At 51.7% G+C, this 14,139-nt stretch carries 11 protein-coding genes; all 11 read right to left on the reverse strand.

Translation table 11 applies throughout. The features are described from left to right. Positions 1 to 119: 119 nt before the first annotated feature. The 11 genes from E2H98_RS00200 to E2H98_RS00250 all read right to left on the reverse strand — a co-directional run bounded on the left by E2H98_RS00200 (position 120) and on the right by E2H98_RS00250 (position 14,129). On the reverse strand, positions 120 to 341 hold the full coding sequence (locus E2H98_RS00200; protein WP_133592986.1) for a hypothetical protein: 222 nt from the start codon (positions 339 to 341) through the stop codon (positions 120 to 122). Between the two features lie 196 nt (positions 342 to 537). Further along, positions 538 to 1,893 (reverse strand): MBL fold metallo-hydrolase, encoded by a 1,356-nt coding sequence (locus E2H98_RS00205; RefSeq protein WP_133592984.1) that lies wholly within the window; start codon positions 1,891 to 1,893, stop codon positions 538 to 540. Positions 1,894 to 1,942: 49 nt separating this feature from the next. Further along, a complete protein-coding gene (locus E2H98_RS00210; RefSeq protein ID WP_133592982.1) occupies positions 1,943 to 4,360 on the reverse strand; it encodes a phosphoketolase family protein in 2,418 nt (805 codons plus the stop codon). Continuing rightward, entirely contained in the window at positions 4,357 to 5,448 is a 1,092-nt protein-coding gene (locus E2H98_RS00215) for an acetate/propionate family kinase (RefSeq protein ID WP_133592980.1), read from the reverse strand. The genes E2H98_RS00210 and E2H98_RS00215 overlap by 4 nt, the downstream gene beginning before the upstream one ends. 2 nt (positions 5,449 to 5,450) lie before the next feature. After that, the gene (locus E2H98_RS00220; RefSeq protein ID WP_133592978.1) at positions 5,451 to 6,356 is read right to left on the reverse strand and encodes a ribose-phosphate pyrophosphokinase; all 906 of its coding nucleotides are present in this window, start codon (positions 6,354 to 6,356) and stop codon (positions 5,451 to 5,453) included. Further along, positions 6,353 to 7,858: a thymidine phosphorylase family protein gene (locus tag E2H98_RS00225; protein WP_133592976.1), complete on the reverse strand. Its 1,506-nt coding sequence runs from the start codon at positions 7,856 to 7,858 to the stop codon at positions 6,353 to 6,355. Before E2H98_RS00225 ends, E2H98_RS00220 begins: the two co-directional genes overlap by 4 nt. A gap of 96 nt (positions 7,859 to 7,954) precedes the next feature. Continuing rightward, a complete protein-coding gene (locus E2H98_RS00230; protein ID WP_133592974.1) occupies positions 7,955 to 8,353 on the reverse strand; it encodes a hypothetical protein in 399 nt (132 codons plus the stop codon). A gap of 1 nt (position 8,354) precedes the next feature. Continuing rightward, a complete protein-coding gene (locus tag E2H98_RS00235) occupies positions 8,355 to 8,633 on the reverse strand; it encodes a heavy-metal-associated domain-containing protein (protein WP_133592972.1) in 279 nt (92 codons plus the stop codon). 78 nt (positions 8,634 to 8,711) lie between these two features. After that, entirely contained in the window at positions 8,712 to 9,242 is a 531-nt protein-coding gene (locus E2H98_RS00240; protein ID WP_133592970.1) for a c-type cytochrome, read from the reverse strand. Positions 9,243 to 9,252: 10 nt separating this feature from the next. Next, positions 9,253 to 10,344: a porin gene (locus tag E2H98_RS00245; RefSeq protein WP_133592968.1), complete on the reverse strand. Its 1,092-nt coding sequence runs from the start codon at positions 10,342 to 10,344 to the stop codon at positions 9,253 to 9,255. 665 nt (positions 10,345 to 11,009) lie between these two features. After that, positions 11,010 to 14,129: an efflux RND transporter permease subunit gene (locus tag E2H98_RS00250; protein ID WP_133592966.1), complete on the reverse strand. Its 3,120-nt coding sequence runs from the start codon at positions 14,127 to 14,129 to the stop codon at positions 11,010 to 11,012. Positions 14,130 to 14,139 lie beyond the last annotated feature (10 nt).

Here is a 14,139-nt window from a genome sequence, read left to right on the forward strand (position 1 = left end):
TTAGCCTCCGACATCTTGACCCTAAAAGAAAATACTTGAGCACAACCTATGGTTGCTACCACACCGAAGCGTGGCAATCGTAGGCATTCGTGACTGAATCCCTTTCCCTAAGATGGCCACTAGTGCTGATCATCGCTTGAACCCGGACCATGTAAGCCTGCTTTTGCGTCCATGTCGATTCGCTTATAGGCCATCAACAAATATTTGTCATCATTCTCTCTTCGAGATAAGCCCTCGATAACTCGGAGCAATTCATTAGCGGTCTGCCAGTCTTGAATATTACACGCCAGCTCAAACACCTCAAAAACTGCAGCTACTAACACTTTCTCACGGACTTTCATGATAGCCACTCCAATTCAGGCCTTTCGATGTTTGGAGCATATCTTTCTCCCTGATAATAACCAGGAATTTACAAAATCCCTTCTGACTAGAACACGCCACCAGAAACAAGGGCTGATAGCCGTTAAAACTCAGATTCTCACTAAGTTGCTGTGATTTACCTGATCATCTGCTTCACGAAGAGTAAATCGAGCATGGTCAGAACAGCGTAAGCTCTCCTTGATCCTCGGGAAGTTCTACGTTCCAACCAAATTTCGCGCGTAAATACTGTTGAAATGAAGCCGAGGCCCCCTGCTCTCCGTGGGTCACGAACACGCGGCTTGGTGCTCGTGGAAGGGAACTCAACCAGTTGCCAAGTTCCTGATAGTCGGCATGTCCCGAAAGGCCATGTAAAACCTCCGTATGGCAGTTGATATTGGCGTCCTGTCCGTAAATACGTAAGGTCTTCTTGCCATCGAGCAATGCTCTACCGCGAGTGCCCTCGGCTTGATAACCGGCCAGCAGTAGGGTATTTCGATGGTCTCCACCGAATGCCAGCAAATGATGCAAAATACGTCCACCACTTAGCATGCCCGCACCCGCGATAATGATCTTTGGGCGGGGATCCTGGCTCAGTTTCTTTGATCCCTCGACGTCTCTTACATAGTTTACTGCCTGACACATTTCTCGACATTGTAAGTTGCTCAATCGATGTTCCGCCGCATGGTCACAGAAAATGTCGCTAACATCGATCGCCATTGGACTATCAAGAAAGATCTGTGCTCGGGGGATCTCGTGCTTTTTTTGCAAACTGGCAAGCAAGTGCATCATGGACTGTGCACGGCCTACTGCAAAAGCTGGGATCATCAGTGTGCCACCCCGTGAAAGGGTTGCGCGGGCGATCTCTGCTAACTGTTCGCTGGTGTCAGCTTGCTCATGCAGCCGATCTCCGTAAGTCGACTCAATGACCAAAAAATCCGTTTCATCCAGTGGTTCAGGTGCTTTCATAATCGGATCATGAGGCCTTCCAACGTCACCGGTAAACGTAAGCGATCTTCCTGCCGCACTAATACGGATGGAAGACGCGCCGAGTATGTGCCCAACAGGCTTTAACGAAATGGCTAAGCGACCAACTCGAAACGATTCATGAAAAGGTTTCGCTTCCAATAGTGGGAACACGTCTTCCGCATCTTGGGCGGTATAAAGCGGCAGCGCTGGTCGATGCTTACTATATCCATATCGATTTGCTCGTTCGGCATCGGCTTCCTGAAGGTTACCACTATCCAGCAACAGTATTTTGACAAGCTCACGAGTCGCCGCTGAACAATAGATAGGCCCCTTGAATCCGGCCTTTACGAGTCTGGGTAAATAGCCAGAGTGATCGAGATGCGCATGAGTAAGGACCACTGCGTTCAGCTTTGAAGGGGTTACCGCTAGCGCTTCCCAGTTGCGTTCACGCAGTCGCTTTACCCCTTGAAATAGCCCGCAATCAATCAGGATTTGATTTTCTTCATGTGAGACAAGGTAGCGAGAACCGGTTACCGTTCCAGTCGCGCCAAGAAACTGAACTTTCATCTTTCTCTCCAAACAGGTTGTGGTCCGAATGGGCAAAGCCCGCGTGACACTATGCGCCAACGATGTCCCTGATGTTTCCGACACCATTAAGCGCCTCTCGTTCTTCGACCGTGAGCAGTTCCTCGATTGGCATAGAGGCTAGCTCTGCATAGCGAGCAACAATGTGGAGCCAGCTGCAGCGATTGGCAAACAGCATCGATGAAGTATCAAAAGTGCCACCATGATTCAGATAGCCCAAAAAGGCAGTTGATCGGCCGGTATCGAGTTGACGTAGCAATCCACGAATTGGTTCGGGGCGTGTGTGTGATACAAATATTCTTGCTGTGCTTGGATTACCAAAGCTTTGCGGCGACGGATTCGAACAATACTGCCGTTCTAACTTGTCTCTTGGCTCCCGGAAGCGCGCTGGTTCCAATAGATAAGTGACGGATACTTGAATGCCGTGGGCGCCTAACCTTTGCGCAGCTTTTTGACTTTGCTGCAGTTGGAATGCACCAATCACGACGATCTCCACATCGCACTCATGAGCCCCGGATAAGCGTAAGGCGCCGCGTTGAATCATCATCTCGCTCTGTTCTGCCGAAAGCTGCACCGGCATCGGTGTTTTGGGGACGACTAATGCATGAATCTCATTTTTCTTTTGGTAGCAGTCACGCATACATGCGATGGCACTGTTGGCGTCTGCTGGAAATCGTACAACGGCGGTGTCTGACATCTCGCCCCACAGCGCTTCCACCAGTGTAGGGTCTTGGTGAGACTGCTCGTTTTTTCCGTTCTCCCAAGTATGGGACGTAAGTAGAAACGGGATCGCATGCCATGCTGGCGCGACACCGTGAACCTTCTGATGGCGTACAAAAATAATTTCCTGACGCATCAAGCCCAACATTTTTACGGCAAACGCTTCGTAGCTGACGACCAGATTGATACCGCCCTTGTTTGCCAGCGCGGCACCCGCCACGGCCTCTTCGTTGAGGGCGGTGATGATTGCACCATCAATGGCCTCATCAAGATCTGGCTCCGGATTGAACACCCTGTGCTTGCAATGCTGAAGCGTGGCCTGCATACGATTGCTGGCCAACTCATCCGGATTGCCAATGCGGACACGTAGTGAAGGATTGGCTTTAACCAGCGAGACGAAGAACGAATCAATGGCCTGCATAGGCGACATCTGCTCTTTGAGTGGCGACCAAGCTCCAGGAATCATCGAAATTGGCGTAACGTGCTTACGGGTCATCGCATGGTCGCGCTCCAATGGGCGTTGCTGAGTTTTATGTCGACGCAAAGGCTCGCGTATGTTTTGCCACTGCGAAGTCGGCACGAATAGTGCGCTTGCCGCAGTGTTAAACGCCGAGCGTGCCGATTCGTTCGTTGCCGGGTTTTCGCCAAGTGGGAGATTATGCGCGAGGTTCGTGCCCGCTCCTGGAAAGCCAAACCCTTTCGGAGCTTCAGCAATCACATAATGCAACGGTATGGGGTAACTCCCCTCGCCCCGTCGAACGGCATTGGCACATGCTTCAAGACGCGATTCCATTTCCCAAATAGCCCAGACGAAGGCAGCGGGATCTCGACCATCGATTCGAACAACATCAAATCCATTAAGCTGCAGGTGTTGGGTTAACCAAGGCACCCCTCCTTGCTGCGCCATCGTAGAGCGCTGCTCTATCCGTCGTCCGTTCGCAATCATCACCGGCACGACCAAGCCAGAGTCCTGCGCACGCCACCACCGCGCCGCCCAGTCGCTACCTCGCTGCTCCTCAAATGCCCCATCGCTCAAAAACGCGACCAGGCGTTCACCCGGTAGTGGCATATGCACATACTGAAGTTCGGTGAATCCCAGGTATCCGCCTTCGCTGATCCCGCCGGCGGTGTGGACGTTCACGTGACTACCGAGCGGCGAGATTGGACTGCCTTCGCCAGTCACCTCGTAACGGTAGAAGTCTTGACATAGCTGGCTGATCCCCTGTTCATCAAGGGAGTAACGGTCCGCGTGTTGCGGTGTCATGTTGCCGATTAAAACATTGCAGGCGTCGATTGCCGCGACACAATGTCCTTGGCCCATAACCCAGCCGCGGGTGATCCCCATAAGCGCATTAATACCAAGATAGCCACAATACGCCGGAACCATGTTCAGCGATCCACCAACATGCCCCTGTGGCGAGGCTTTGAAATCCTCTGCATGTAATGCAGTTCCATCAAGCCGAGGCCGTCGCACGTATGCCATGGTCACCACCAACCACATGGCAAGCGAACAAAATTTATCGAGCGCAGAAAGCGTCGAAAACACCGCAGCTTTGTTGTCGACGACCCCGCGCACAAGCAGCTCATTGGCCATGTCAACTATACGAATTTGGGTTTCTTCGGAGTGGGTAATGACGCCGTACCCGTTAGCCCATTGAGAGAATGCGGGATCGGCGTGTCGGTACGCCGCCAATTTTTCCTTTACGTGCCACCGATGATGGGAACTCATAATTCGGTCTCCTTAAATTCAATCGCTTGGTTGTACAGTTCAAATGCCTCATCGGCGTCGAACGCAAATACTGCGGGAACCGCCTCTACAGGACTGATGCGACCATCATGCAGCTTCTCACCCGCGTTTCGTTCGTCTTCAATTGTTACGCCATGCCAGGCCAATTGTCGGCACACTTTTGTGCGAATCACTTCAGAATGAAAGCCAATACCACCACCAAAAACCAGAGCATCCAAGCCACCGAGAGTGGTGATGTAGGAACCGACCTGATGAACGAGGCGATGGCAGTACATCTCGACGGCAAGCGACGCGGACGCCGAATCGCTCGCCAATAATTCGCGCATGTCTGCCGATTCAGCGGAAACGCCGAACAATCCCGATTGTTGATTGAGAATGGCGCGGGTTTGCTCGATGCCCAGTGCTTCCACCAATTTGAGCACAACTTCTGGATCAAGATCTCCTGGGCGGCTACTCATCATGACGCCTGACAGCGGGCTGTATCCCATTGAAGTTTCGAGTGGCTCGCCGGCAGACCACGCCGTGACGGAGCTACCGCCACCTAACTGGAGGGTGATCAACTTGCCATGCGCTTGATGAGGAGCCTCGTTTCGCAACGCACGCCACATGGCCGTATGGGCCAGGCCGTGGAAACCGTAGCGACGTAAACCAAGCGTTGCACAGATGTTACGTGGTAACGGAAGTCGCCAAGTTAGTTCGGGCAATCGTCTGTACAACCCCGTGTCTGGGATCAAAATATGGCGCGCGTTTGGCCATGTTGCCGTCGCGACCATCAACCACTGGAACGCTTTTGGATTGTGCAAAGGCGCCATTGAGTTAAGCCGTTCAACAGCTACACTATCTTGTCGTCGGAAACGCCGTGGTTCCGTCAACCAATCACCACCATGCACCCATCGATGCGCGACGATATGGGGTCGGGCTGTGATATTCAGCAGCAAATCTGGTGATAAGGTACCGTTCGGGTCGCGATAGTGCATACTGGTCCGTTGGTACTCGCCGTTTTTCTGGCGATTAAATAGTGTCAATCTCACACTTTGACTGCCGGTATTAATGGTTAGCACCGCGGACATCGCTATGCTCCTCGGTGAACTGGCAGCATCGTCGGTAATGCCTCAGCAATAAGCGGAGCCAAGTCGATGGCGTTGGTTCGATGAACAATACTGTTCGTGGTGACAATCCGCGCTGCTCCTGCGGCCATGATACGAACGTCAGCACTTTCCGAAAAAAGTCCGTGTACGGATACACAGATTGGAGCATTGAGCCCGGCTGACTTCAGATGCCCAATCGTTTCGATCAACGTTTGACCCGTTGAAATCATGTCATCGATCAATACTGGAGTATGGTGTTTCCAGCGAGACGTTTCCGGTATCGACACAGACACATCACGGTCACCACGACGTTCTTTCTGCAGTACCTGATATGGCATGTCTCCCATCTTTGCTATGGCACTGACCCATTGCTCACTTTCGCTGTCAGGACCAATCAGCAGGGCATTGGGAATGGCTTGTGCGATATAGGAGGTTAATGCCGGTGCAGCATGGATCACTCGACAGGGAATGCCATACAAATCTTCAAGCGTGTGAAAACGATGAAGATGTGGGTCCACCGTTAGCAACCAATCAAATCGTGCCGAAAGGTATTGTGCAAACAACCGAGAGGAAATTGATTCACCAACTTGGAAGCGTTTGTCTTGGCGCATATATGCCAGATAAGGTGCGACCAGACCGACCGATCGGGCGCCGAGCTCCCGTGCTGTGTCAGCAAGAAAGAAGAGCGGCAAAATTCGTGCATCAGGTTCGGTTAACGTGCATTGAATAATGATGTCACGATCACGACAGTCACTTTCCACTCTGACGTAGCTTTCGCCATCAGGGAAATGCCGAATCAGGACATTGCCAAGTTCGATGTCTAAACGACTAAGCACGCCTTGCTGAAGCTCAATGTTGTTATCGACCGTGAACCAAAGCGAGTCACTCATGATGCCTCCTCCTCGGAAATGACGAATATTTCTTGCTGCATATCCAAATAGGCTAACGCATAGGTTAATTCACCACGCGTGTCCGCATGCAACGTGAATAATGGTTCTCCTTCAATGACGGCATCGCCGAGTCGCACGTGCAACTCAATTCCGGCAGACTGCGTCGCTGGCGCACCAGCCAATTTGGCAAGTCGAGCCAGTACCCGGTTATCCACATCGCGCACGACGCCATTTCGTGCCGCTGTTACCGGGTGCTTGAACCTCGCTTTGGTCGGCTCGCGAAATCCCCCTTGCGCATCACAAATGGCTAAGAACTTTCGCAATGCTTCGCCAGAACTAAGGGTTTGCTCGGCACGACGAAATCCCTCTCCTACTGGTACACCGCCCAACTCAAGCAAATCTCCTGCGAGCTGTAACGCCCGCAAACGAAGATCCCCTGGCGCATCCGATCGATTCTGTAATACTGCTAGCACATCCCGCGCTTCCAGCGCGGGACCGATGCCACGACCAATCGGTTGGCGCCCATCGGTGATCCGCGCATGCACACGTAAGCCGATTCGTTCCCCCACCGCTTTCAGCGTACTGGCTAACCGCTCGCCGGCAACATCAGTACGTACCTTTGCTGTCGGGCCAACGGGAATATCAATCAGCACTGCGCCCGCACCGGCAGCCTTTTTCTTGCTGAGCACAGAAGCAATTAACTGGGCATCACTGTCTATATCGAGAACACGCTCCACCCGAATCAAAATATCATCAGCCGGGCTGAGATTGACCGCACCGCCCCACACCAAACACGCACCTTCTCGTGCAACAACGGAACGCATTTGGTTCAGCGATAGATCAACCTGGGTCATGGTTTCCATGGTGTCTGCGGTACCGGCCGGTGAGGTAATCGCGCGCGATGACGTTTTCGGCATACAGAAACCATTCGCTGCCACAACCGCCACGACAATAGGCGTGGTTCTATTGCCAGGTAATCCGCCAACACAATGCTTGTCCAAAACCGGCCCGCGATGCCACGACAGTTGCTCACCGACCGCGACCATCGCGGAGGTCAGTGCCGTTATTTCCTCTTCATGCATGTCTTTGCTGGCTGCTGCCAAGAACGCCGTTAATTGCACGTCACTGTAGCGTTCAGCAACAACATCAAACAGGATCGCCTCGTAGTCAGCCTGCAGCAATTGATGCCCAAAGAATTTTCTTCGAACTTTCGCCATCGACGCCAGCGGCAAAGGATGCGCGACAGATACGGCTTGACCCGGTTGACAATCCAATAATTGCCAGGCCTTCTCGGACAAACCGATGTGCCCTTCCGGTATGATGGATTCCTGGCAGATATTGAGATCTGCAATAAGGTGCCGCTCTCCCACGGTCAGCCTTACCCGTGACAAAGCATTAAACCCCTCGGCGCGACAGACGTGACAGGAACTCGACATGTAAGCAACGCATTTGCGCTGGGCATCAATTCCCATCCTCTTTGCTTTCAAGCGATTTTCATCCATGGCTCTTTCCTTTTAATGATGTGAAAGTTAACGCTTAGACAAAATGTCAATAACCCAATGTGTTGAAGCGATAAACTGGCACAATTGATGCACGAGTTAAGGCAACTCCACCATGTCACTGGCGTGCACTTCACCGGAAATGAGCACAGCACGCGCGAAATGCTCATTCACAATTTTTTGCAATTTCACCTTGCCAACAGGAACTCGAATATACTGCTCGTCGCCTTCGCTAGAGACCGCATTAAACTGATAGCGCACCACATCGAGCACCTGCCCCATTTCGGCGCCATCTTTACTACCGACACAAACCACAATTGTCTCGCTGTCAACAGAAACCACCTGGCCCTTCATGATCAAACGATGATAAAGCGGCGTATGGGTGCATCCCGACAATACGGTAGCTACGCCAAGAAGTAACAGCCAACCAAGCAAGGGCGAGAACCTTGAAGCTTTTGTACGGGAAAGGTGTGAATGAATGCGTGTCAGCGTAGCCATATCAAAAGCCTCCTATTTGCTGAGCCTGATCGACCGTTATCACGTTAGCCGCGAAGCCTTGGTGGTTCAACGTGTCCAGCACATCCTGAGGTGAATGCGTGCCGCGCACTGCAACGACTCGTTTATCAAAATTCACTCTGACATCCTGCACACCATTGATGGCTGAAACAGAACGTTCTATTTTGGACACGCATCCTGAGCAGCCGACTTTATCGACCAAAAAATAATCGACTCCTATCTCTCTGGACGCTGATTGATTGCGGGTGACGTTCATGGACATGATAGTCCCTCCTAACTGTTTATGAGGTTAGTTCAGCACGGAGCATCATGTTTCGCGATACTCCGAGTTCTGGGCTCACTACGGTTTGGCTTGCTTCAGCAGCGCTAAGATGGCGTCAACTTCCGCCTCGGTCATCGGCATCCTTGGCATTGCGGAAGCAGGATTATTGAACTGCGGATTGACGATTTTTTGTCGAACGAAAGGCTCGCCCTTGTCCGCCACGATACGATCCAAGCTTGGCCCGACAACGCCACCCACGCCATTAAATTGATGACACCCCTGACAGCCGTATCTGGTCATGAGTTCACTCCCCGATAGCGGCACGCTTGGCGAAGTTGACGTCGTTCCAACTGCTCGTGGTTGCCCCACCGTCTGGAAAAACTGCAATACAGCGTCAGTCTCTTGCGCTGTGAGATGGGCCTTTTCTCGCATGTGAGGCAATATGACCGCCCACTCTGCAAGAGAGAACTCGTGAACGGGTCTCGAGTTGTGGCATCTTGCACAGTTGTTGTTGACCACCTCGGCGCCACTGATCTCCGCTGAAATAGCAGGATGCACTCCCAGTCCAGCCACCGAAAACAATCCAAGTGTTAGCAGCAATGTTTTCATCGTTCACTCCTCAGAATCCATAACTCATTTGCGCAGCCAAGCGATTATCGTCGGTGCCATCGTCCAATTCGGTTTGTTCGTAAGCAAACTTGATCACTGAACGAGCATCAGTCCAATAATTGATGCCATACGCCCATCTCGTAGATCCCATCGGCTCACTGACTTTGGCTCGCTCAAGCACGAGTTCGATGGGCCCCATCGAGGGGAAAAGTCGACCGAGTTGCAGCGTGCCTTGAAGGAACCAACCATCTCGCTTGATCGCATGAATTTCGGCCTCTTCCATTGAGTCGACTTCGGTTTCAATGTATTCGCCACGAACGAGATAGTGTTGGCCAATCAGGTTGATATCGACTCCGTTCGCTGCGAAATCGAGTTGTTCTTCTTCGTCGTATTTTGCGCGGTACAACGAGGTACCAATCTCCAAGGTAGGCAGTAGTGCAAAACCAATCCTGCCGCCCCAGGCTTTGTTTTTGTTGTTATCGCCATTGGTGGCGTCAAACTCTAGCTCAGGCAACTCCTCCATTTCTTCCTCTCCTTCTTCCTCCTCGTGTTCCGCCGCACGGACACCATTGGTGAGAAAGACATCCAGGAAAATGCGTTGACGATCTGATAGAGACATTACCTGCTGAAATGCCACACCAACATCACTCAGCACCGGCAATAGTGGTGTCATGGCTTGCGTGCCTCCGTGTGACCCGTAAATACCTGGCGTCCACGGCGAGCGGTTTATCCAGCTCGGATGCCAGTTGGCACTGAACTGACCAAACGGCAGCAAAAACTTGCCGGCGGTTAGAGTACTGGAGTCGGTTAAAAAGTAATGGATATCGGCGTACTCTAGTTCGACCTCCGTCTCCCCCTCAGCATCAAGCGAGATTTCGGTTTCCGCTTCGATATGCATTCGGTCCGATAAACTGAACAAGAAAATTGGCACAAAACGCGCACTGAACGCACGTTGATCACTGGAATCGACAGATTCGTACTTGACATCTCCATATCCGACTAGTGCAAACCGACCAGCCGGAAGTTCGTTGTATGGTGCTGCGAGCAGGCAAGGCGTCGCCCAAAGCGCAAGAAGTCCAAGCGCTAGACGTGGTGTATTCATCTCATTCTCCTACGGAAAGCTTCCTGTTCATCGTGGAGCAATGACTCCACAACGCAACGTCAGTAACGAGGAATTACCGTAAGAATTTGGGTGGTCGGAAATGAGGGATATAGAAGCTAGTGACGAACGTGATGTGGAGTGGCAAAAACGTGTCATGCCCTGGGAGAGTGACCGGTACCAATGATTCGTCACCGGGCAGTACCATGTGGCTGCAGTTCAATGGTGGGCAGTTACAATTGAGACAGTGACAGGCATTACTCTCATGTTGATGGCTATGCACAGCGTCGGACGCCAAATTTTCTGCATCCGCTGTCGACAGATGATGACTGTGGTGAAGTGATGCGTTGTGCGACGGATGATGATCGCTATGGTCTAAGGTCAACGATTGTGAGGATGATGCGGGAGCGGTGTTGGCGAGGGACTTGCTTGCACAGCGGTGACCGGTACCCGCACTGACGCCAATGCTGAAAACGATCAGCATCAGCATTGTCAGTAAGTCGCGTCGTCGCCTGCTCATTATCGAGTCCCTGCCATATTGATCAAACTTATACTTGATATCGAATCGGAAGAAGTTGATCGATATCAAGTATGTGCGGATTACTTGTCACTTCCTCCTCAGACTGAAATCCCCGCTTCCTTCATGCTCGCAAGTCACCGGCACTTTCTTACCTGTGATGGCGACGATGAATCAAAAAGTAAATTACGGGTAACACGATCAGGGTTAACCAAACAGCGCTGAGCATGCCTCCCACCATCGGCGCGGCTATTCGGCTCATCACTTCAGAGCCTGTTCCGGTGCCGTACATGATTGGCAGCAAGCCAACAATGATGGCACTGGCGGTCATGGCTTTCGGCCTGATTCTGAGTGCCCCCCCTTCAATAATGGACTGTTTGAACTCCTCTAGTGCCATCGGTCGATTTTCTCGTTTAGCGCGATCTAATGCGTCACGATAGGTGATCTGTAAAAACACCAGCATGATCACACTCAACTCCGTCGCAACTCCTGCCAAGGCGATCAACCCAACCCCTACGGCAACGGAGAAGTTGAAACCCAGCCAATACATTAACCAGATACTCCCAACCAACGAAAACGGCAAGAGCCCGACAATCAAAACGACATCGGAGACGCGGTTGAAGTTCAAATACAGCAACACGATGATGATCGCTATGGCAAGGGGTACAACATAGCTCAGCTTTTCCTTGGCCCGTTCCATGTATTCGTATTGACCAGACCACGTGACCGCATAACCTGCAGGTAAGTCCAATTTCTCATTGACCACTCTTTTGGCTGCTTCAACATAGCGGCCGATGTCATCCGTATTCAAATCCACGTAAGTCCAGCCGTTGAGTCGGGCATTTTCGCTTTTGATCGCTGGTGGGCCGTCTTCAACGTAAACCTTGGCGACATCGCCTAACGCGATTCGCTGACCTTGTGAAGTGACCAGCGGTAGTTGTGCCAACTGTTCAGGAGAGTCACGGTAAGCCTGTGGATAACGGAGATTGATTGGGTAGCGTTCAAGCCCCTCAACGGTTTGAGCAATATTCATACCGCCGATAGCCGTAGCGATGACCTGTTGTACATCGGCGATGTTGAGCGCATAGCGCGCAGCTTTATCTCGCTGGATATCGACTTTGATGTAGCGTCCTCCCGCGACCCGTTCCGAATACACCGAGGCCGTACCGGGTACGTCAATGAGAATCTCTTCCAATCGTTTGCCGATGCGCTGAATTTCCTCCAGTTTTGGTCCGGAAACTTTGACGCCAACCGGCGTCTTGATTCCAGTAGCCAACATATCAATGCGAGTTTTAATTGGCATCACCCACGCATTGGTGATGCCAGGCACTTTTACTATCGTATCCAGCTCCTTTCTGAGCGCATCGGGCGTTAAGCCATCACGCCACTCTTCCCTTGGTTTCAATTGAATAAAGGTTTCCACCATAGTCAAAGGTGCTGGGTCGGTGGCGGTGTCAGCTCGCCCTATCTTGCCAAAAACCGTCTTTACCTCTGGTATGGTTCTGATGAGTTTATCGGTTTGTTGCAGGATTTCCCTGGCTTTGCCGATTGATACGCCGGCATACGTTGTCGGCATGTACATCAAGTCGCCTTCATCAAGTGGAGGCATAAACTCGCTCCCGATATGGGTGAGCGGCCATAAACCAAACACGGCGATGAGCCCGCTTGCCAGTAAGGTTGTCTTGGGGTAGTTCAAAACCCATTTCAATACTGGCAAGTAAGCGGCAACCAAAAAACGATTGATCGGGTTTTTGTGCTCAGCAATAACCTTCCCGCGAATGAAGTACCCCATCAGCACTGGCACTAACGTAATAGCCAGTGCAGCACTGGCCGCCATGGCATAGGTTTTCGTGAAAGCTAGCGGTGAGAACATCCGTCCTTCTTGCGCCTCCAGCGTAAACACCGGCACAAAACTCACGGTGATGATCAGCAGGCTAAAAAATAAGGCAGGTCCTACTTCCACAGCAGAACGAGCGACAATTTCCCAGCGATTGGCGTCGGTGAGCGGCGTTCGCTCCATGTGCTTGTGCATGTTCTCGATCATGACGATTGCACCGTCGATCATCGCGCCAATAGCGATCGCAATCCCTCCTAGTGACATGATGTTGGCGTTAATGCCTTGGGCGTGCATAACAATGAATGCTGTGAGAATGCCAATTGGCAGGCTGACAATAGCAACCAGTGAGGAACGCACATGAAACAGAAACACCATGCATACAATTGCCACGACAACAAACTCCTCCAGCAGTTTGTACCACAGGTTGTCGACGGCACGCTGAATGAGACTGGAACGATCATAAACCGGAACCACCTCAACGCCATCAGGCAGACTTTTTTGTAGCTGCGCGAGCTTTGCTTTCACGCCATCAATTGTGGTCTGGGCGTTCTCACCATAGCGCATGACGACGATGCCGCCAACGGTTTCTCCCTCGCCATTAAACTCGGCAATCCCTCGTCGCATCTGAGGGCCTACACCTATTTCCGCGACATCCTTCAGCAAGATGGGGGTGCCATTTGCGTTAAGCCCTAGTGGTAATAATTCCAAGTCTTTAATGGATTGAATGTAGCCAGTGGCACGAATCATGTATTCCGCCTCTGCCATTTCAACAACTGATGCACCAATCTCCTGGTTGCCGCGTTGTATTGCTTGCTGTAAATGCGCCATCGGCATGCCATAGGCGCGAAGCTTATTGGGATCCGCCGTTACTTGATATTGCTTGACCATGCCGCCCACAGCAGAGACTTCCGATACCCCATCAACGGTTTGCAGTTCGTATTTCAAGAACCAATCTTGCAAACTCCGCAGCTGACTGAGATCGTGCTGTCCTGTTCTATCGATCAACGCGTAGATATAAACCCAACCAACGCCAGTCGCATCCGGCCCGAGTTGTGGTCGTGCATTCGCAGGTAACGTTGGTGCGACTTGTGATAAATATTCCAGCACCCGCGAGCGGGCCCAGTAGGCGTCGGTATCTTCGTCGAAAATTACGTAAACATAGGAGTCACCGAAAAAGGAATAACCACGAACCGTTACCGCACCCGGCACCGCCAGCATTGCCGTGGTTAAGGGATACGTCACCTGGTCCTGGACAACTTGTGGAGCCTGCCCCGGAAAATTGGTTTTGATAATCACTTGCACATCAGACAAATCGGGGATGGCATCAACCGGCGTATTTTTCACCGAGTACAACCCTATGCCCATAAGAATGATGGTAGCCAATAACACCAGAAACCGGTTACCGATTGACCATCGGATAATTGCCTCAATCATGATCAGTATC

The sequence above is a fragment of the Permianibacter aggregans genome, assembly GCF_009756665.1.
GTDB classification, from domain to species: domain Bacteria; phylum Pseudomonadota; class Gammaproteobacteria; order Enterobacterales; family Permianibacteraceae; genus Permianibacter; species Permianibacter aggregans.

Excerpts from the sequence above, each read along its gene's own strand:
- E2H98_RS00200 (WP_133592986.1), bottom strand. The coding sequence starts at position 341 with ATGAAAGTCCGTGAGAAAGTGTTAGTAGCTGCAGTTTTTGAGGTGTTT.
- E2H98_RS00205 (WP_133592984.1), bottom strand. The coding sequence starts at position 1,893 with ATGAAAGTTCAGTTTCTTGGCGCGACTGGAACGGTAACCGGTTCTCGC.
- E2H98_RS00210 (WP_133592982.1), bottom strand. The coding sequence starts at position 4,360 with ATGAGTTCCCATCATCGGTGGCACGTAAAGGAAAAATTGGCGGCGTAC.
- E2H98_RS00215 (WP_133592980.1), bottom strand. The coding sequence starts at position 5,448 with ATGTCCGCGGTGCTAACCATTAATACCGGCAGTCAAAGTGTGAGATTG.
- E2H98_RS00220 (WP_133592978.1), bottom strand. The coding sequence starts at position 6,356 with ATGAGTGACTCGCTTTGGTTCACGGTCGATAACAACATTGAGCTTCAG.
- E2H98_RS00225 (WP_133592976.1), bottom strand. The coding sequence starts at position 7,858 with ATGGATGAAAATCGCTTGAAAGCAAAGAGGATGGGAATTGATGCCCAG.
- E2H98_RS00230 (WP_133592974.1), bottom strand. The coding sequence starts at position 8,353 with ATGGCTACGCTGACACGCATTCATTCACACCTTTCCCGTACAAAAGCT.
- E2H98_RS00235 (WP_133592972.1), bottom strand. The coding sequence starts at position 8,633 with ATGTCCATGAACGTCACCCGCAATCAATCAGCGTCCAGAGAGATAGGA.
- E2H98_RS00240 (WP_133592970.1), bottom strand. The coding sequence starts at position 9,242 with ATGAAAACATTGCTGCTAACACTTGGATTGTTTTCGGTGGCTGGACTG.
- E2H98_RS00245 (WP_133592968.1), bottom strand. The coding sequence starts at position 10,344 with ATGAATACACCACGTCTAGCGCTTGGACTTCTTGCGCTTTGGGCGACG.
- E2H98_RS00250 (WP_133592966.1), bottom strand. The coding sequence starts at position 14,129 with ATGATTGAGGCAATTATCCGATGGTCAATCGGTAACCGGTTTCTGGTG.